Origin of the sequence: Catenulispora pinistramenti (assembly GCF_018274385.1) — a bacterium.
GTDB lineage: Bacteria > Actinomycetota > Actinomycetes > Streptomycetales > Catenulisporaceae > Catenulispora > Catenulispora pinistramenti.
In genome coordinates this window covers 55,129-73,313 of record NZ_JAAFYZ010000004.1, presented here as the reverse complement: position 1 = coordinate 73,313, position 18,185 = coordinate 55,129, and the positions used below count along the sequence as shown (strand labels likewise).

At 70.5% G+C, this 18,185-nt stretch carries 14 protein-coding genes, 1 tRNA gene and 1 pseudogene; 4 read left to right on the top strand and 12 right to left on the bottom strand.

Going from position 1 to position 18,185, the window contains the following annotated elements:
* Window positions 1-746 precede the first annotated feature (746 nt).
* The 5 genes from pth to KGQ19_RS01905 all read right to left on the bottom strand — a co-directional run bounded on the left by pth (window position 747) and on the right by KGQ19_RS01905 (window position 5,065).
* The gene (pth, locus tag KGQ19_RS01925) at window positions 747-1,346 is read right to left on the bottom strand and encodes an aminoacyl-tRNA hydrolase (RefSeq protein WP_212007281.1); all 600 of its coding nucleotides are present in this window, start codon (window positions 1,344-1,346) and stop codon (window positions 747-749) included.
* A 139-nt stretch (window positions 1,347-1,485) separates the two neighbouring features.
* Window positions 1,486-2,094 carry a 50S ribosomal protein L25/general stress protein Ctc gene (locus KGQ19_RS01920; RefSeq protein WP_212007280.1) on the bottom strand — a complete coding sequence of 203 codons (609 nt, stop codon included), beginning with the start codon at window positions 2,092-2,094 and terminating at the stop codon, window positions 1,486-1,488.
* 178 nt (window positions 2,095-2,272) lie between these two features.
* A complete protein-coding gene (locus KGQ19_RS01915) occupies window positions 2,273-3,253 on the bottom strand; it encodes a ribose-phosphate diphosphokinase (protein WP_194925457.1) in 981 nt (326 codons plus the stop codon).
* Window positions 3,254-3,316: 63 nt separating this feature from the next.
* The gene (glmU, locus tag KGQ19_RS01910; protein ID WP_212007279.1) at window positions 3,317-4,852 is read right to left on the bottom strand and encodes a bifunctional UDP-N-acetylglucosamine diphosphorylase/glucosamine-1-phosphate N-acetyltransferase GlmU; all 1,536 of its coding nucleotides are present in this window, start codon (window positions 4,850-4,852) and stop codon (window positions 3,317-3,319) included.
* A gap of 141 nt (window positions 4,853-4,993) precedes the next feature.
* Window positions 4,994-5,065 (bottom strand) — tRNA-Gln (locus KGQ19_RS01905).
* A gap of 218 nt (window positions 5,066-5,283) precedes the next feature.
* Here KGQ19_RS01905 and KGQ19_RS01900 point away from each other — a divergent pair.
* Window positions 5,284-6,240: an acyl-CoA desaturase gene (locus KGQ19_RS01900; protein ID WP_212007278.1), complete on the top strand. Its 957-nt coding sequence runs from the start codon at window positions 5,284-5,286 to the stop codon at window positions 6,238-6,240.
* Between the two features lie 110 nt (window positions 6,241-6,350).
* Window positions 6,351-6,974, top strand: a pseudogene (locus tag KGQ19_RS01895) (TetR family transcriptional regulator); the annotation flags it as partial.
* A gap of 172 nt (window positions 6,975-7,146) precedes the next feature.
* Here the strand turns inward: KGQ19_RS01895 and KGQ19_RS01890 are convergent.
* The 7 genes from KGQ19_RS01890 to KGQ19_RS01860 form a co-directional block, all read right to left on the bottom strand.
* On the bottom strand, window positions 7,147-7,902 hold the full coding sequence (locus KGQ19_RS01890) for an AMP-binding protein (RefSeq protein WP_212007277.1): 756 nt from the start codon (window positions 7,900-7,902) through the stop codon (window positions 7,147-7,149).
* A 76-nt stretch (window positions 7,903-7,978) separates the two neighbouring features.
* Complete coding sequence (locus KGQ19_RS01885) at window positions 7,979-9,967, bottom strand: ATP-binding protein (protein ID WP_212007276.1); 1,989 nt, start codon at window positions 9,965-9,967, stop codon at window positions 7,979-7,981.
* 84 nt (window positions 9,968-10,051) lie between these two features.
* Window positions 10,052-11,644 carry an acyl-CoA carboxylase subunit beta gene (locus KGQ19_RS01880; protein WP_212007275.1) on the bottom strand — a complete coding sequence of 531 codons (1,593 nt, stop codon included), beginning with the start codon at window positions 11,642-11,644 and terminating at the stop codon, window positions 10,052-10,054.
* 141 nt (window positions 11,645-11,785) lie between these two features.
* Window positions 11,786-12,589 carry an SDR family NAD(P)-dependent oxidoreductase gene (locus KGQ19_RS01875; protein ID WP_212007274.1) on the bottom strand — a complete coding sequence of 268 codons (804 nt, stop codon included), beginning with the start codon at window positions 12,587-12,589 and terminating at the stop codon, window positions 11,786-11,788.
* Between the two features lie 229 nt (window positions 12,590-12,818).
* Entirely contained in the window at window positions 12,819-13,469 is a 651-nt protein-coding gene (locus tag KGQ19_RS01870; protein WP_212007273.1) for a DJ-1/PfpI family protein, read from the bottom strand.
* A 25-nt stretch (window positions 13,470-13,494) separates the two neighbouring features.
* On the bottom strand, window positions 13,495-14,466 hold the full coding sequence (locus KGQ19_RS01865; RefSeq protein ID WP_212007272.1) for a GlxA family transcriptional regulator: 972 nt from the start codon (window positions 14,464-14,466) through the stop codon (window positions 13,495-13,497).
* Window positions 14,467-14,564: 98 nt separating this feature from the next.
* On the bottom strand, window positions 14,565-15,683 hold the full coding sequence (locus KGQ19_RS01860; RefSeq protein ID WP_212007271.1) for a hypothetical protein: 1,119 nt from the start codon (window positions 15,681-15,683) through the stop codon (window positions 14,565-14,567).
* Window positions 15,684-15,767: 84 nt separating this feature from the next.
* Here KGQ19_RS01860 and hisC point away from each other — a divergent pair, with 84 nt between their 5' ends.
* Together hisC and KGQ19_RS01850 are read left to right on the top strand one after the other, a co-directional pair.
* Window positions 15,768-16,838: a histidinol-phosphate transaminase gene (gene hisC / locus KGQ19_RS01855; RefSeq protein ID WP_212007270.1), complete on the top strand. Its 1,071-nt coding sequence runs from the start codon at window positions 15,768-15,770 to the stop codon at window positions 16,836-16,838.
* 99 nt (window positions 16,839-16,937) lie between these two features.
* Window positions 16,938-18,161: a GAF domain-containing sensor histidine kinase gene (locus KGQ19_RS01850; protein WP_212007269.1), complete on the top strand. Its 1,224-nt coding sequence runs from the start codon at window positions 16,938-16,940 to the stop codon at window positions 18,159-18,161.
* Window positions 18,162-18,185: the final 24 nt, after the last annotated feature.

The window sequence follows — 18,185 nt, the reverse complement described above, 5'->3', positions numbered from 1 at the left end:
TCGCGCTATCACAAACCGCAGCTCACACGCCCAACCGCAGCCGCGCGGACTTGACCCCCGGACACCGGTGCTGTACCCATCGGGCTGACGACGCGACCGAGGGGAGCGGACCGCACCACCTCACAAACCGCCGCCGCTGAGCCCTGGCCCAGCCACCCGAGGGAACCGCGCTAGTTTCCCTGAGGTTGCCGAGGCCCGCCGGAGGCCCGGCCCTTCACCACAGCCCTTGACCTTGACCTTCAGCTCTTGATCTTGCCTGTGGCTCTTGATCTTGATCTGGCCTGTGCTGTTGATCTTGCTCTTGATCTGGCCTTGCCCTTGCTCTGACTTGCCGGTGTTGAAGAGGCCTGAGGTGCGGCGGGGTTGTGAACACCGGAACCGGCAGCCGACAAACACACCCACCACCCCGAACCCCGAACCGGCACAACTATGACCGAAGGCCGTAAAAAGCATTTAAAACCCACAACCAAACAGCAACTCGCCCCGCAGAATCCCCTCAAAAAAGAAGATCCGAAACCGAACACCCCAAACCGGCCCTCTACCGCACTACCTCATCCCGCCAGCAATCTAGCGAAACCGCCACACCGACAACCTCCGCCCACGCCAAGTCATCACCAGGGCAGACGTTGCCTGAGACGGCACGAGACAGACGGCCTGCCGCATCCTGGTTGGCTGCAAGGGCCGTCTGGCGACGCCAGGCGCCGCTCATAGGCCGTTTCGCGCCGCGATTGTCACAATCCGCCCTCTCAGGCCGCGTGGTAGATGTTCTGCGCGTCGACCAGGCCGCGCCGGATCAGGTCCTCGACCGCGTCGGCCGCCCGGTCCACGTGGTAGTCCAGTTCCTTCTTCTCCACGGTGGAGAAGTCCTTCAGCACGAAGTCGGCGGGGTCCTGGCGGCCCGGCGGCCGTCCCACGCCGAAGCGGACCCGGTGGTAGTCCTTGGTCCCCAGGGCCGAGGAGATGGAGCGCAGCCCGTTGTGGCCGTTGTCGCCCCCGCCGAGTTTGAGGCGCAGGACGCCGTAGTCGATGTCGAGTTCGTCGTGCACGACGATAATCTGCGCCGGCTCGATCTTGTAGAAGTCCCTCAGCGCCTTCACCGGGCCGCCGGACAGGTTCATGAACGTCTTCGGCTTGGCCAGCACCACCCGCGGCCCGCCGATGCCCAGCCGGCCCTCGACGACGTCCGCCCGGGCCTTGTGCGACTTGAACTTGCCGCCGATCCGCGCGGCCGACAGGTCCGCGACCATGAACCCGGCGTTGTGCCGGTTGCCGGCGTACCCGGGGCCGGGGTTGCCCAGTCCGACCACGAGCCAAAGCTGGTCGCGGGTTTCGGGAACGTTGTTCATGTCGGCCGTCCGGATCGGGGGTACGGGTGGTAGAACCCCTGCCGCGCCGAAAGCACAGCGCCGAGGCCCGCGATCAACCAGAGTCGATCGCGGGCCTCGGTGGTGGTCATGACGACCAGGATAGCGGGGCTGGGAGTGCTTACTCCGCAGAGCCCTCGCCGGCGTCGCCCTCGCCGTCGGCGGCCTCGGCGGCCTCCTCGGACACTTCACCGCGGGTCGCGGCGACGTGCAGCACCAGCTGGTCGCCGTCGGTCAGCAGCTCGACGCCGGCCGGCAGCTGGAGGTCGCGGGCGAAGAGCTGGAAGCCCTCCTCCTTCTTCTCCACGTCCACCTCGAAGGAGGTCGGGATGTGGGTGGCCTCGGTCAGCACCGACACCGAGGTGAGCGGCTGGTCCAGCACCGCGCCGGTGACGACCTCGCCGACCGGGGTGACCGCGACGTCGACGGTGACCTTCTCGCCCTGGCGGACCAGCAGCAGGTCCACGTGCTCCAGGGTCCGCTTCACCGGGTCCTTCTGCACGTCCTTGGGCAGCACCAGCTGGGTCGAGCCGTCGCCGAAGTCCAGGCTCAGCAGCACGTTGGAAGTCCGCAGCGCGATCATCAGGTCGTGGCCCGGCAGCAGGATGTGCCGCACCGGCTCGCCGTGGCCGTACACGACACCCGGGATCTTGTTGACGGCCCGGGCGCGGCGGGCGAAGCCCTTGCCGAACTCGGTGCGGTCCTCGGCGCTCAAACGGATTTCAGCCATGGGGGTTTCTCCTTGTTTCGTCGATAACGGCAGGGAGTGCTCTCCCCGCCCTCGCCGGACAAAGGTCCAGCTTAGCGCGCCCAAAGCGATGCTCCGGACCACACAGTGGGCCGGAGCATCGCTCAGCGCTTCAGTACTTATGGCCCAGTACTCGCAAGCCCTGGGCTCGTGGTGCGGCTCAGTGGCTGTGGTCGTCGAACATCGACGTGACCGAACCGTCCTCGAACACCTCGCGGATGGCCCGGGCCAGCATCGGCGCGATGGACAGCACCGTCATCTTGTCGAACCGCTTCTCGTCCGGGATCGGCAGCGTGTTGGTGAAGATCACCTCGCTGATCCGCGAGTTCTTCAGCCGGTCCACCGCCGGGTCGGACAGCACCGCGTGCGTGGCCGCGATGATGACCTCGGCCGCGCCGTTGTCGAACAGCGCCTCGGCGGCCGCGCAGATGGTGCCGGCGGTGTCGACCATGTCGTCGACCAGGACGCAGGTGCGGCCCTTGACGTCACCGACGATCTCGTGGACCGAGACCGTGTTGGGGATGTTCGGGTCACGGCGCTTGTGCACGATCGCCAGCGGCGTGTTCAGCCGGTCGGTCCAGCGGTCGGCGGTACGGACCCGGCCGGCGTCGGGGGAGACCACCGTCAGCTTCGCCGTGTCGTACTTGCCGCGGATGTAGTCCACCAGCAGCGGCAGCGCGAACAGGTGGTCCACCGGGCCGTCGAAGTAGCCCTGGATCTGGTCGGTGTGCAGGTCCACCGCCATCAGCCGGTCGGCGCCGGCGGTGGCGAAGAAGTCCGCCATGAGCCGGGCCGAGATCGGCTCGCGGCCCTTGTGCTTCTTGTCCTGGCGGGCGTAGCCGTAGAAGGGGGTGATGACGGTGATCCGTTTGGCGGACGCCCGCTTGAGCGCGTCCACCATGATCAGCTGCTCCATGATGGAGTGGTTGATAGGGGCCGAGTGGCACTGGATCACGAAGGCGTCGCTACCACGCACCGATTCCTCGAACCGGGTGTAGATCTCGCCGTTGGCGAAATCGTGCGCCTTCATCGGGGCGATCTCCACCCCCAGCTCTTCGGCGACTTCCTGGGCCAGCTCGGGGTAGGCACGTCCGGTGAAAAGCATGAGCTTCTTCTCGCCGGTGGTCTTGAGGCCGGTCACGGTGGGTTCTCCTAAGAGACGAGGGGCCGTAGTTCTTTCATACTCTCAGACGCAACGAGCCGTTCAGACCGCGTCCCCCCGACCGTCGGGCCCGCTGCCTGTGGGATTCGTCTCAACAGCGGTGCCGGCATCGGATCCGGACTGCCCGGAGCGCTCGATCTCGCGCTCGGCCGCCTGGGCCGCCGCCGAGCCCGGACGCTTGCGGGCGACGTAGCCGGCGATGTTGCGCTGGCGCCCGCGCGCCACCGCCAACTCCCCCGGGCCGACCGGCAGGCTGATCGCCGAGCCGGCCGCGACGTAGGCGCCGTCGGCGATGTCGGCCGGGGCGATCAGGGTGGTGTTGGTGCCGATGAAGGCGTGGTCGCCGATGCGGGTCGGGAACTTGTTCTCGCCGTCGTAGTTGGCGGTGATGACACCGGCGCCGACGTTGCAGCCCTCGCCGATGGTGGCGTCGCCGATGTAGGCCAGATGCGGGACCTTGCTGCCGGCGCCGATCGTCGACTTCTTCATCTCCACGAAGCCGCCGGCCTTGGCCTTGCGGCCGAGCTTGGTGCCCGGGCGCAGGTAGGTGTACGGGCCGACGCTGGCCTGCGGGCCGATCTCGGCGCCATCGGTGGTGGCGTTGGTGACCCGGGCGCCGGCGCCGACGACCGTGTCCGTCAGCGTGCAGTTCGGGCCGACGTCGGCGCCGGCGGCGATCCGGGTCGAGCCCTGCAACTGGGTGTTGGGCCGGATCGTGGCGTCCGGCTCCAGCACCACGTCCACGTCGATCCAGGTGGTCGCCGGGTCCACGATGGTGACGCCCTCGACCATCCACCGGCGGGTGATCCGCTGGTTCATCAGCCGGCGCAGATCGGCCAGCTGGGCCCGGTCGTTGGCGGCCAGCAGGTCGTGGTGGTCGGCGGCGACCACGGCGCCGACCGGCAGCCCGTCGCCGACCGCGATCGCCAGCACGTCGGTGAGCAGTTCCTCGCCCTGGGCGTTGTCGGTGGTGAGCCGGCCCAGCGCGGCGCGCAGGGTCTCGGCGTCGAAGGCGAAGATCCCGGAGTTCACCTCGTGGATGGCGGCCTGCTCCGGGGTGCAGTCCTTCTGCTCGACGATGCCGAGCAGCCGGCCGGCCGGCGTGCCGTCCGGCTCGCGCAGGATCCGGCCCAGGCCCGTCGGGTCCGGCACCACCGCGGTCAGGTCGGTCACCGCGTTGCCGGCCTTCTCGTGCTCGGCGATCAGGTGCCGCAGCGTGTCCCCGGTGACCATGGCCCCGTCGCCCAGCAGTACCAGCACCGTGCCACGCAGCTCCGCGCCGTCCGCGGTCAGCGCCTCCAGCGCCAGCCGGGTCGCCTCCCCGGTGCCGTTCTGCGGGTCCTGCACGACGATCCGGGCCTCGGGGGCGATCGCCTCGACGTGCGGGGTGACCTGGTCGCGCCCCTTGCCGACGACCACCGCGAGCCGCCGCGGCGCCAGCTCGTGCGCGGCGGCCACCACGTGTCCGAGCATCGTGCGCCCGCACAGTTCGTGCAGCACCTTCGGCGTCGCGGATTTCATCCGCTTGCCCTCGCCGGCGGCCAGGATGACGACGGTCGGCGCGTGCTGGTCGGTCATGGGGTGACTCCTAGCGGGGTGCGGTGCTGCTGCGCGCCGCGCGTCGGCGGCGTCGGTTCCCTAGGAGGGTAGCGATCGTGGGGAGGGGTTGCGAGCGAACCCCCGCCGGGGCGGGCCAGCCGCGGCCGGCCCTCGCCAGTGCTCCGCCACCAGGACTCGAACCTGGACAAACAGATCCAAAGTCTGCTGGGCTGCCAATTACCCCATGGCGGATCGTCGTCGCCAGTTTCCCACATCCGGGGGTCTTCGCGCGCCCGGGATTAGGGCGGCGCCGACCGCCGTCGGTCCTCCGGGAGGCGTACAGCGTTCGGACATCCGAGCGTCACCCGCCGTGTAATCCTTGTAACCCAACCTACGGCAGCGTAGGTTGCGGTCAGTTCCCCCGATCCGCCAGCCCCCACAAGGGCACTTCCCCTCAAGGCATGATCGCGATGACAGCAACCGCCGTACCCCAGCAGTCCGTCGAGCCCGTCCCGAGCCGGGGCACGCTCGGGGGCGACCAACAGTCCTTCAAGGAACGCTTCGCGCTCAGTCTGTTCATCGGGATTCCGTTCGTGGCGCTGGTCGCGTCCGTCCCGGTGCTGTGGGGCTGGGGTCTGACGTGGACCGATCTGATCATCGCGGTGGTGATGTACGCGATCAGCGGGCACGGCGTCACGGTCGGGTTCCACCGCTTGTTCACCCACTCCTCGTTCAAGGCCCGCAGGGCGCTGCGGGTGGGGCTGGCGATCGCCGGCTCGCTGGCGGTCCAGGGCCCGGTGATCCGCTGGGTCGCCGACCACCGCAAGCACCACCGCTACAGCGACCAGGACGGCGACCCGCACTCCCCGTGGCGCTACGGCGCGACCGTCCCGGCCCTGATCAAGGGCATGTGGTGGGCGCACATCGGCTGGCTGTTCAACATCGAGCAGACCAACCAGCAGCAGTACGCCCCGGACCTGCTCAAGGACCAGGCGATCGTCCGGGTCTCGCGGGCCTTCCCCTACCTGGCGCTGGCCTCGCTGCTGCTGCCGGCGGCCGTGGGCGGGCTGGTGACCTGGAGCTGGCAGGGGATACTGACCGCCTTCTTCTGGGGCTCGCTGGTCCGGATCAGCCTGCTGCACCACACCACCTGGTCGATCAACTCGATCTGCCACGCCATCGGCGAGCGGCCGTTCCGCTCCCGGGACCGGTCCGGGAACGTGTGGTGGCTGGCGGTGCTGTCGATGGGCGAGTCCTGGCACAACCTGCACCACTCGGACCCGACCGCGGCCCGGCACGGCGTGCTGCGCGGCCAGATCGACTCCTCGGCGCGGATCATCTGGGTGTTCGAGAAGCTGGGCTGGGTGCGCGACGTCCGGTGGCCCTCGCCCGAGCGCATCGCCATGAAGCAGACGCAGGCGGTCTGAGCCGAAGCGGGCCCGGGCGGTCCCACCCGCGACGACGTCCGGCCGGGAAATACGGAGGGTGCCTCCACCCCGGTCGCGTCATGTCGCGAGAAACCTGAGAGAATGCCACGGTGACTTCCCGAACCCCGGCCCCGGCGTCCCGCACCCGGATGAGCGGCAAGGAACGGCGGGAACAACTCATCGAGATCGGCCGGACGCTGTTCGCCGAGCGCGGCTTCGACGCCACCTCGGTGGAGGAGATCGCGACCAAGGCCGGGGTCTCCAAGCCGGTGGTGTACGAACACTTCGGCGGCAAGGAGGGGCTGTACGCGGTCGTGGTGGACCGGGAGATGGCCAAGCTGCTGTCGATGGTGACCACCGGCCTGACCGGCGAACACGCCCGCGAACTGCTGGAACAGGCGGCCTTCGCGCTGCTGGACTACATCGAGTCCAGCACCGACGGCTTCCGCATCCTGGTCCGCGACTCCCCGGTCACCACCTCCACCGGCAACTTCGCCTCCCTGATCTCCGACATCGCCTCCCAGGTCGAGGACCTGCTCGGGGTGCACTTCATGCACCGCGGCTACGACCCCAAGCTGGCCCCGATGTACGCCCAGATGCTGGTCGGCATGGTCGCCCTGACCGGCCAGTGGTGGCTCGACGTCCGCAAGCCGCCCAAGGCCGAGGTCGCCGCCCACCTGGTGAACCTGGCCTGGAACGGCCTGTCCCACCTGGAGGGCCAGCCGCGGCTGATAGTGCAGGAGCAGGCCGAGGCCAAGGTGCGGCGCGCCGCACGCAAGACGCAGCGGGCCGAGCGGGGCCCGCGGGCTGAGCACCCGGAACTCGCCGAGCACGCGGAGCACGCTGAGCGGACCGAGCGCGCGAAGCGGGCCGAGGCGAAGCGGTAGCTACTCCTCCCGGCAGTGGCTACTCCTCCCGCACCAGCACCGTCGCGGCCCCCGCCGACATGTTCGCCAGCACCCGCACCGCGGCCTCGTGCACCGTCACCGGCGCGTCCAGCGCCTCGACGTCGCCGCGGGCCAGGGACTTGCGGCGCAGGGTCTCCGAGGCCGAGGCCAGCAGCGCGCGATGGGTGTACTCACCGCGGGTCGGCCCCTTCTTCCCGGTCGAGGAGTAGAGCCGCAGCACCGGGTCGTCGCCGCTCACGGCCGCGAGTTCCCGGGCCGCACGCAGCAGCGCCTCGTGGGTCTCGTGGGTCTCCAGCCACTCCTCGTATTCGTCCTCGCGGCCGCCGACGGTGATCGTGCTGACCACCGAGGCGATCTCCATCATGGCGCCGTCGATGAGGTCCACGAACTCCTCGCCGACGAACAGGATCCGGGCCTCGGCCTCGTTCAGCGCGTGGACCAGCCGCGCGCGGTCCAGGCGCCAGTCCAGCCAGGTGCAGACCAGCCCCATGTTGCTGGCCGCGAACAGGGTCTCGACGTGGACCGGGTGGTTGCGGGCCAGCACCGCGACCCGCTGGCCGCGCTGCAGCCGGTCGCTGCGGATCCCGGTCACGCACTTGCGGACCCGGGCGTCGAACTCGGTCCAGTCCCACTCCTGGTCCCCGTAGGCCAGGACGGAACCGCGCGCGTTGTCGTCGAGGTTCACACGCACGATGTCGCCGAGCCAGTGGAACTCCACCGGGTCGCGCGTCTCAGTACTTTGCGTGGCAGGCATGCCCCGATTCTGGGCTGAAAGCGCCCCGCGCGCTAGCACTATGCGCGCGCGGCACTTACATTCCCCGCACGCCCCATCAGGCCAGAGTCACCAGAACCTGGTGCGCGTCCACGAACTGCCCCACCGCGCAGTCCACCGAGGCCACCACGCCGTCCCGCCCGGCCTTGACCTGGTGCTCCATCTTCATAGCCTCCATGGTCACCAGCACCTGGCCGGATTTCACCCGGTCCCCGGCCGCCACCGCGATCGCGACCACGGTCCCGGGCACCTCGGCGGCCCCGTCATCAGCGGCGGAGGCGTCGGCGTCCTCGGGGAACCGGGGCGTCGGCTTCCACGCCGAGTGCCCGCCGTCGCTGTCGTCGACCCAGACCACGGTGTCGTCGGCGACCCGCACCCGGCACAGCCGATCGACGCCGTCGACGGTGACCCGCACCGACTCCGGGCCCAGATCCTTCAGGGAAACCTCGTACTCGGCGCCGCCGTGGATCAGGTACAGCGTCGAGCCGTCCAGCCGGTAGGTCACCGGTGTCTCGGGCGCGCGGCGGACGTCCTGCCGGGTCCACGCCGCGTTGGCACCGTCGTACGGCAGCAGCCGCCAGCCGGCCGGGGCGAAAGCCGTGGCGCCACCGGCGGTACGGCGCCGGTGTACGGACACCGCGATGGCCGCCGCCAGATGCGCGGTGACGTCAACCCGGTCTTCCGGCGCCGCCAGCGCGGGGTGCAGGTCGAGGAAGTCAGTGCGCGTGGTCCCGGCCAGGAAGTCGGGGTCGCGCAGGATCGCGACGAGCTGATCCCGGTTGGTCTTCAAGCCCTGGATCCGCATACCGGCGAGCGCCGAAGCCAGCTTCAGCGCCGCCTCGGTCCGACTGGCGCCGGTCGCGACCACCTTGGCCAGCATCGGGTCGTAGTAGTGCGAGACGACGCTGCCGCTGCGCACCCCGTCCTCATAACGGATCCCGGGCACATCAGCGTGCTCATACAGTGCGAGGGTGCCGGGCGAAGGGATGTACTTGCGGGCCGGGTCCTCGGCGTAGATCCGGACCTCGATCGCGTGGCCGTGCAGGCCTTCCGGGTCCGGCGCGGTGAGCTCGGCGCCGTTCGCGACCTCGAACTGCTTGCGAACCAGGTCCTGGCCCCAGACCTCCTCGGTGACCGGGTGCTCGACCTGGAGCCGGGTGTTCATCTCCAGGAAGTAATAGGAGTCGTCCGTGTCGTCGAACAGGAACTCCACTGTCCCGGCGCCGACATAGCCGAGCTCGCGCACCAGCGCGCACGCGACCTCGCCCATCCGGGCCCGGACCGCCGCGCCGACCACGGGTGAGGGCGCCTCCTCGACGACCTTCTGGTGCCGTCGCTGCACCGAGCACTCGCGCTCGCCGTAGAACACCGCGTTGCCGTGGCTGTCGCCGAAGACCTGGATCTCGATATGCCGGGATTCGGTCAGGTAGCGCTCCAGGAACACGGTCCCGTCCCCGAACGCGGCTGCCGCCTCGCGCCGGGCCCCGGAGACCGCGTTCTCCAGTTCGTCCACCACGGTCACCAGCCGCATACCCTTGCCGCCGCCGCCGGCCGAAGCCTTGACCAGCAACGGGAATCCGACGCCTTCGCCGGCCTTGCGCCAGTCGTCGGGCTCGTCGGTGGTGAGCAGCGCGTCCGGCAGCACCGGGACCCCGGCCGCCTTGGCGATCGCCTTCGCCTCGTGCTTGATCCCCATCTTCCGGATCGCGTCCGGGGACGGGCCGACGAACACGATCCCGGCCTCGGCGCAGGCCTCGGCGAAGCCGGCGTTCTCCGACAGGAAGCCGTAGCCGGGGTGGACGGCGTCCGCGCCGGTCTTGCGCGCCGCCTCCAGGATCTTCGCGACATCCAGGTACGACTCCGCGCTGGTACTGCCGCCGAGGGCCACCGCGACGTCGGCCTCGCGCACGTGCGGGGCGTCCGCGTCCGGCTCGGAATACACGGCGACGGTGCGCAGGCCCATGGCCTTGGCAGTGCGGAAGACCCGCCGGGCGATCTCGCCCCGATTGGCCACTAGCACGGTGGAGAACGTCGGATTCGTCGGCATGGCGTCACTGTCTCACAGGTCGGAATGTCGGTCGTGGAGCTGTGACTGTCGTCACGATCCGCGCGGCGGCGGCCCGCAAACGGGCTACATCCGGAACGGCGCGAACGCCCGGGTCCCGGCCACCGGCCCGGAGTCGATCGCCGACAACGCGAGCCCGAGCACGGTCCGGCTCTGCCGCGGGTCGATCACCCCGTCGTCCCACAGCCGGCCGCTGGCGTAGACGGCGTCGGACTGCCCGTCGACCATCGCCTCGATGAACTCCCGGGTCTGCGCGTCCGCGGCCTCGTCGTACGGCTGCCCGGCCTTCTCAGCCTTCTGCCGCTGCACGATCGACATCACCCCGGCCAGCTCCCGGCCACCCATCACGGCGATCCGGTGGTTCGGCCAGGTGAACACGAAGCGCGGGTCGTAGGCGCGGCCGGACATGCCGTAGTTGCCGGCGCCGTAGGAGGCCCCGACCATCAGCGTCACGTGCGGCACCTGGGAGTTGGAGACGGCGTTGATCAGCTTGCTGCCGTCCTTGATGATGCCGCCGCGCTCGTAGCGCGAGCCGACCATGAAGCCGGTGATGTTCTGGACGAACAGCAGCGGCACCTCGCGGGCGTTGGCCAGCTGGATGAAGTGCGCGCCCTTGTTCGCCTCCTCGGAGAACAGGATGCCGTTGTTGGCCAGGATGCCGACCGGGTAGCCGTGGATCGAGCCCCAGCCGCAGACCAGGGTGGTGCCGTAGAGCGGCTTGAACTCCGAGAAGCGCGAGCCGTCCAGCACCCGGGCCAGGATCTCCCGCACCTCGACCGGCCGCCGCAGGTCCATCGGGGCCAGCGCGAGCAGGTCTTCGGCGGCGTAGAGGGGTTCATCAGGGTTCTCAGTCGGTCCCGGACCGGCCTTGCGCCAGCGCAGATCGGCGACGATCTGCCGTCCGATCCGGATCGCGTCCCGCTCGTCGCGCGCCAGGTAGTCGGCCAGGCCGGAGATGCGCGCGTGCATGTCCGCACCGCCGAGCGTCTCGTCATCGGTGTCCTCGTTGATCGCCATCTTCACCAGCGGCGGCCCGCCGAGGTACACCGCCGCCTGGTTCTTCACCATCACGGTGAACTCGCTCATGCCGGGAACATAGGCGCCGCCGGCCGTCGAGGACCCGAACACGATGGACAGCGTCGGGATCCCGGCCGCCGACAACCGCGAGATCCCCTTGAACGAGGCTCCGCCCGGCACGAAGATGTCCGCCTGCCGCGGCAGATCGGCACCCGCCGACTCGGTCAGCGAGATCAGCGGCAGCCGGTTCCGCTCGGCGATCTCCAGCATCCGCAACTGCTTCGCCACCCCGGACGGCCCGACCGCACCGCCCTTCACGGTCGGGTCGTTGGCCCCGATCATGCACTCGACGCCGGACACGGTGCCGATCCCCGACACGCCGCCGACCGTCTCGGACGGATCGTGCGTCCCGGCCAGCGCGGCCAGCTCCAGGAACGGCGAGTCCTCGTCCAGCAACAGATCCAACCGCTCCCGCGCGAGCAACTTGCCCCGCGAGCGGTGCCGCTCGGAGTACTTCGCCCCGCCGCCGGCCTGCACCTTCTGCTGGAGCTCCCTGATCCGCTGCAAGGCTGCCAACACCGCCTCGCGATCGGCGCGGGCCGCCTCCGACGACGGATCCAGCTGGGAGCGGAGCACTGGCATGGCGGCCTCTTCCTCGGCGCGGGCGCTACTCGTACTACTCGCCAGTAACCTAAACCGCCACGCGCGGCTCCGCAATCGATCACAAACCACGCGCGCCGCCCGGCGGAGGCTGTTCGGGCGGCCACCCCGCACGCAAGCCCGCTACAGCTCCTTCAACATGCCGCCGTCCACGACGAAGTCCGCCCCGTTGACACTCCCCGACCGCGGCGACGCCAACAACGCCACCACATCCGCGACCTCCTGCGGCTCCACGAAGCGGCCGGTGCTCAGTCGCAACATCTCCGGCAACGTCTTGTCGAGCAACGTGTCGCGGTCCACCCCCATGGCCCCGGCGAACATGTCCGCGACCCCGCCCTCGTCGGTCCACCAATTGGTCCGCGTGACACCGGGCGACACGGCATTGACCCGCACTCCCCGCGGCCCGAACTCCTCGGCCAATCCCTTCGAGACATGCGCGAGCGCCGCCTTGGCGGCCGAGTACTCGTAGTTGTTGGTCCCGGGCTGCCGCGCCAGCGAGGAGGAGACGTTGACGATCGTCCCGCCGCGCTCGACCAAGTGCGGCAGCGCGGCGCGCGTCAGCCGCATGACGGCGAACAGGTTGAACTCGAAGATCGCCTGCCAGTCGACGTCGGTCCCGTCCAGGAACGGCCCGCGCGGCAGCACGACACCCGGCGGGGGACCACCGGCGTTGTTGACCAGAATGTCGAGGCCGCCGAAAGCGTCCACGGCCCGAGCCACCACCTGCCCCGGAAACACCGGATCCAGCAGATCGCCGGCCGCATGAAGCAGGTTCGGGCCGGCCAACGCCGCCAGCCCCGCCGACTCGGAGCGCGAAGCCGCGACGACGAACGCGCCCTCCTCCAGCAACGTCCTGACCACAGCGAGGCCGATGCCCTTACTGCCGCCGGTGACAACGGCGACGCGGCCGCGCAATGCAAGATCCATGACAATCCCCTAAGGCTTGGTGAAGTGGTTGAAATCGCGACCACTTCACCGACCTTAGGCAGCGGAGTGCGGCGGGGCTGGCGGTGTTCGGACAGGTCATCTCGCCGCTGAGCAACCAGCACGATCATGCAGTGCCGACTCCTACCCGCGGCCCGCGCCGGCCACGGCTTTGCCCGCGGCCCGCGCCGCTCGGCAGCGAACCCACTCGCGGCTCAGGCAGCGCCTCGCACTACCCCCGCCGCGCGCCGCCCTCCCGAATCAGCTCCGGCGTCCGCCGCACCAACTCCGGCCCCGCCTTCGCCACCGACCCGGTGTCGTGCGGCGGCTGCGGGTCGTACTCGATCCACAGCTGCACCGCCTTCGCGAACTCGTCGCCCTCGATCAGGCCGGCCAGCGTGAGGGCCATGTCGATCCCCGAGGAGACGCCGGCGGCCGTGATCACCTTGCCGCGGCGGACCACGCGGTCGGCGGTGTAGTGGGCGCCGTGCGACTCCAGATCCTTGACGGCGTTCCAGTGGGTGGTGGCGTCGAGATCTTTCAGGATGCCCGCCGCGCCGAGCAGGAGGGAGCCGGTGCAGACCGAGGTGGTCCAGGTGGTGGTCTCGTGCATGCGGCCGATCCAGTCGATCAGCGGTTTGCGCGCCTCGTAGTCGCGGGTTCCGCCGCCGCCGGGGACCAGCAGGATGTCGCAGGATTCGATGTCGGCCGGGGCGGCCTGGGCCTGGAGGCCGAAGCCGCCGTCGGCGCCGGGGATGACGCCGGGTTCGGCGGCGACGAAGACGGTCTCGGTGTCCGGCAGGAAGCGCAGGACGTCGTAGGGGCCGACGAGGTCCAGGGGCATGAAGCCGGGGAACAGGGGGATGGCGATGCGGCGGGTCATGGTGACTTCCTCTTTCTACGGATCCCTAACGGTGGGAACTGAAATGCCGCCGGTACTCCCCGGGTGTCACCCGGATCGTCCGGTTGAAGGTCCGGTGCATGGTCTCGACGGTCCCGAACCCGCAGCTGCGCGCGATCCGGTCCAGGCCGTCCCCCGTGCTCTCCAGCAGCCGCTGCGCCGCTTCGAGCCGTGCGGCCTCGACGTAGGCCGCCACCGTCATCCCGGTCTCGGCCCGGAACACGCGCGAGAAGTGCCGCTCGCTCAGCGCCGCCCGCCGGGCCAGCGCCGGCAGGCTCAGATCGTCTTCGAGATGGTCGGCGATCCAGTCCTGCACCTCCCGCAGCGCATCACGCTCCGGACGCTGCGCCGCCAGCTGCGTGCTGAACTGCGCCTGCCCGCCGGGCCGCTGCACGAACACCACCAGCTGCTTCGCGATCCGCCGCGCCACCGCCGCGCCGAAGTCGTCCTCGACCAGCGCCAGCGCCAGGTCCACACCGGCGGTGACCCCGGCCGACGTCCAGATCGGGTCGTCGCGGATGAAGATCGGGTCCGCCTCGACCCGGACGTGCGGGAACAGGGCGGCGAACTCCTCGCAGGCGTTCCAGTGCGTCGCCACCCGCCGACCGTCCAGCAGCCCGGCCGCCGCGAGCAGGAACGCGCCCGTGCAGACCGAGGTGACCCGCCGGGCCCGAGCGGCGCTGGCCCGGACCCAGTCCACGTAAACCGGATCGTGGATCGCGGTGCGCACCCCGCGCCCGCCGACCACCACCAGCGTGTCGATCGCCGCATCGGCGGCCTCGGCCATCGTCTGATGCGGCACGACGGCCAATCCGTCCGACGCCGTCACCGCCGCGGGATCAAGCGCCACGACCGAGGTCTGGTAACGCTCACGCCCCGGCCCGAACAGCGAGTCGGCCTGCGCGAACACCTCCAGCGGCCCGGTCAGATCGAGCAGCTGGAACCGCGGGAAGACCAGGAACACCACGCGGCGGCTCATATTCATAGCGTCGCCGCACGCGCCGAAGTCCGCAATGACACGCGAGTGACAGATCCGGCCATGACAGATCCGGCCATGAAGCGTCGCCGCCGGTCCGCTCAGCGCACCTCGCCCGCCGTGACCATCCCGACCAGCGCCTTCCCCACCTCCGGCGTCATCACGTCGAAGTGGCTCCGGATGTAGGCACTCGAATCCAGATTGCTGATCGCCCCGGCCCGGAACGCGTAGCCGGCCCCCGAGACCGGCAGCATCTCGCCCCACACCGACTCCGGTGTGCACAGCGCGCCATGGGACCCGATCGCCGCGAACTCCGCACGCGCGGCGTCCTCCGGAGCCCGGCCGGCCGAGTCCGTCTGGTCGTCGACCAGCCGCGAGGCCAGGTCGTAGATGATGCCGACCATCTCGTCGTGCCGCGAGTGCGTCACGACCACCGGCCCCCGCAGCCGCCCGCCGAACAGCCCGGGGCGGAACAGGCCGTCGTGCACACCGTCCCAGTGCTTCGCGAAGCCGAACTGCGACAGCGCGCCCTGGATCAGCATCGCCGACGACACCGGCAGCGGCTCGCAGTTGGCCAGCGCCGAGGCCATCACCCGGGACCCGAGGCTGTGCCCGGCAAGGTGCAGCCGCACGGAGGGCCGGGCCGCCCGCACCGCCGCCAACACCGGCGCCAAACCCCGGCCGACGTTGCCGGACCGCGCCTTCATCTCGTAGTAGGTCGCCAGGTTCATGACGGCGTAGATCCCGTCCTCCAGCCGACCGAACCTCGCCAGCAGTTCCCTGGGGTCCAGCCCCAAGAACGTGGCCTGATGGTCGCCGGGGTTGGCGTACTCCGCCGCGGCCGGCAGGTCGATGATCTCGGTCCGGACCCGGTTCCGGAGCCGGGTGACGTAGGACGCGGCGGTCCGGCCGCTCGGATCGTTCATGGCCGCCGTGGCCTCGACCTCCGGAGCCGCGTCGAATCGCCGGGCCGGCCACACGATCCCGAGCACGGCCAGTCCCGGCGGGGCGCCGCCGGCCTGGACCATGGCCCGGGTCAGGCCGTCGTACAGGATCTGCGCACGCGAGGCGTCGTCCAGCCAGCCGTGTGAGAGCACCAGAACGTCCGTGACATCCGCGCCGAGCGCCACCGCCGGGGCGACGCCGCGTTGAGAGGGGTCGGCCACCTGACCGTCCGTACCGAACAGCAACTCTCCGTAAGGGAATCCGTTGAGGGTCACACCTCATTTGTCCCGCTCAGGACGGTCGGCGAAAAGTCCGGCGGCGGTTAATCTGAGATCAACCCCGAGAAGGAGATTCCAGCCGTGGCCGACGACGTCCAGACCCCGAAGCTCCGTGGAGCATTGCGCGGCATCCCCGTTTACAAAGCGGGAAAGATCCCCGACACCTCCGCCTTCAAGCTGTCCTCGAATGAGAACCCTTACCCGCCGCTCCCGGGCGTGCTGGCAGCGGTCCAGAAGTCCGCGGAGAGCTTCAACCGCTACCCCGACATGGGCGTCGCGGCGCTGACCGCCGAGCTCGCCGAGCACTTCGGCGTCCCGGCGGAGCACATCGCCACCGGCACCGGCTCGGTCGGCGTGGCGCAGCAACTGCTGCAGGCCACCTCGGGCCCGGGCGACGAGGTGATCTACGCGTGGCGCTCGTTCGAGGCGTACCCGATCATCACCCAGATCTCCGGGGCCACCTCGATCAAGGTGCCGCTGACCCCCGACGAGCACCACGACCTGGACGCGATGGCCGCCGCGGTGACCGACCGCACCCGCCTGATCTTCGTCTGCAACCCGAACAACCCGACCGGCGTCGCGATCTCCAAGGACGACCTGGTGCGGTTCCTGGACCGGGTGCCGAGCGACGTGCTGGTGGTGATCGACGAGGCGTACCGGGAGTTCGTGCGGGACGACAGCAGCCCGGACGGCCTGGAGCTCTACCGCGACCGCCCCAACGTGGCCGTCCTGCGCACCTTCTCCAAGGCCTACGGCCTGGCCGGTCTGCGGATCGGCTTCGCCGTCGCGCACGAGCCGGTGGCCGCGGCGCTGCGCCAGACCGCGGTGCCGTTCGGCGTGAACAGCCTGGCCCAGGTGGCCGCGATCGAGTCGCTGCGGGCCGAGAAGCCGCTGCTGGAGCGCTGCGAGGCGCTGGTCCAGGAGCGCACCCGGGTCATCGAGGGGCTGCGCGCACAGGGCTGGACCGTCCCGGAGAGCCAGGCCAACTTCGTCTGGCTGCGGCTGGGCGAGCGCACCGTGGAGTTCGCCGCGATGGCCGAGGTCTCCGGCATCGTGGTCCGGCCGTTCGCCGGCGAGGGCGTGCGGGTCACCATCGGCGAGGTCGAGGCGAACGACATCCTGTTGCGGGTCGCCGGCGAGTTCCGGGAGTAGCACCGGACACCGGCCCCGCAGGAAATGGCCTGCGGGGCCGGCAGCCGGCGGGAGCAGCACAGAAGGCAGGCGGCGCGCGGGCGGCTTAAGATCGAGGCGATGTCCGAATCGCCCGAAATAGCCGCCCTGCGCGCCGACCTGGCCGCCGCCCGCCGCCGCGAGTCCTGGCTCTCGGCGGCCACGGACGTCATCACCCTGATGCTGCTCGCCGAGGATCCCCACGAAGTCCTCGTCCTGGTCGCCGAGCGGGCCCGCGAAGCCTCCGGCGCCGACCACTGCTCCTTGCTGCTGCACCACGAGGGCGGCACCTGGCGCGTCGACGTGGCCACCGGGCTGGCCGCCGACGAGGTGCGCGGCGCGCGGGTGGAACCGCATCGGCGCTCGGTGGAAGTGGCCCTCACCGGCCGCGCCTTCGTCATGGAGGCCGGGGACGCCGAACCCGAGGAGCTCGCGCCGCCCTACCGCCGGTTCGGAGCGCTCGTCTACGCCGCCCTGGCGCAACGCGACGACCGCCCCATCGGCACCCTGGTCCTGGCCAACGCACCGGGCCGGCGGACCTTCGACGACGAGGACGCCCGGCTGGCCACCGCCTTCGCGCACCAGGCCGGGCTGGCACTGGCCCTCACCGAGGCCCGGGCCGCCGAGGACCGGCTGGCCGTCTACGCCGACCGCGAGCGCATCGCCCGCGATCTGCACGACCTCACCATCCAGCGCATCTTCGCCGCCGGCCTGTCCTTGCAGACGCTGCGCCGCCGCCTCACTGGGCCCGGCCCGGACCTCCCGGCCGCCGCCGACCGCCTGGACAGTGTGATGGACGAACTCGACGCCGCGATCGCCGAGATCCGCACCACCATCTTCGACCTCCAGCTCTCCGCCGACCAGGAGGCCACCTCCACGCGCGCCCGGGTCCTGCGCGAGGCCTCCCGCGCGGCCCGCGTCCTCGGCTTCGAGCCCTCGGTCCGCTTCACCGGCCCGCTGGACTCCCTCGTCACCGCCGGCACCGGCGCGCACCTGGTGGCCGCCGTCCGCGAAACGCTGGCCAACACGGCCAAACACGCCGGTGCGACCAGGGTCGAGGTGGTGGTGACGGTCGAGACCGGACCGGCCACCACACTGACCCTCGACGTCCACGACGACGGCAGCGCCCCGATGCCGGCCTGGGAACCGAACCCGCGCACCGCCGCGCAAGGGCTGGCGAACCTCGCCGCCCGCGCGGACGAACTCGGCGGCAGCTTCCACGCCGGGCCCGCCGAAGACGCCGAGGGCACCCGCGTGGTCTGGCGGGTGCCCCTGGCGCCGGCGGCGGCACATCGGCCGCAGTAGATCGGTGAATCGGCGGCTGATCGC

Bases quoted from the DNA above. Each gene is read 5' to 3' on its own strand.
- pth (WP_212007281.1), bottom strand. From the start codon at position 1,346: ATGAACAACGTTCCCGAAACCCGCGACCAGCTTTGGCTCGTGGTCGGA.
- KGQ19_RS01920 (WP_212007280.1), bottom strand. From the start codon at position 2,094: ATGGCTGAAATCCGTTTGAGCGCCGAGGACCGCACCGAGTTCGGCAAG.
- glmU (WP_212007279.1), bottom strand. From the start codon at position 4,852: ATGACCGACCAGCACGCGCCGACCGTCGTCATCCTGGCCGCCGGCGAG.
- KGQ19_RS01900 (WP_212007278.1), top strand. From the start codon at position 5,284: ATGACAGCAACCGCCGTACCCCAGCAGTCCGTCGAGCCCGTCCCGAGC.
- KGQ19_RS01890 (WP_212007277.1), bottom strand. From the start codon at position 7,902: ATGCCTGCCACGCAAAGTACTGAGACGCGCGACCCGGTGGAGTTCCAC.
- KGQ19_RS01885 (WP_212007276.1), bottom strand. From the start codon at position 9,967: ATGCCGACGAATCCGACGTTCTCCACCGTGCTAGTGGCCAATCGGGGC.
- KGQ19_RS01880 (WP_212007275.1), bottom strand. From the start codon at position 11,644: ATGCCAGTGCTCCGCTCCCAGCTGGATCCGTCGTCGGAGGCGGCCCGC.
- KGQ19_RS01875 (WP_212007274.1), bottom strand. From the start codon at position 12,589: ATGGATCTTGCATTGCGCGGCCGCGTCGCCGTTGTCACCGGCGGCAGT.
- KGQ19_RS01870 (WP_212007273.1), bottom strand. From the start codon at position 13,469: ATGACCCGCCGCATCGCCATCCCCCTGTTCCCCGGCTTCATGCCCCTG.
- KGQ19_RS01865 (WP_212007272.1), bottom strand. From the start codon at position 14,466: ATGAGCCGCCGCGTGGTGTTCCTGGTCTTCCCGCGGTTCCAGCTGCTC.
- KGQ19_RS01850 (WP_212007269.1), top strand. From the start codon at position 16,938: ATGTCCGAATCGCCCGAAATAGCCGCCCTGCGCGCCGACCTGGCCGCC.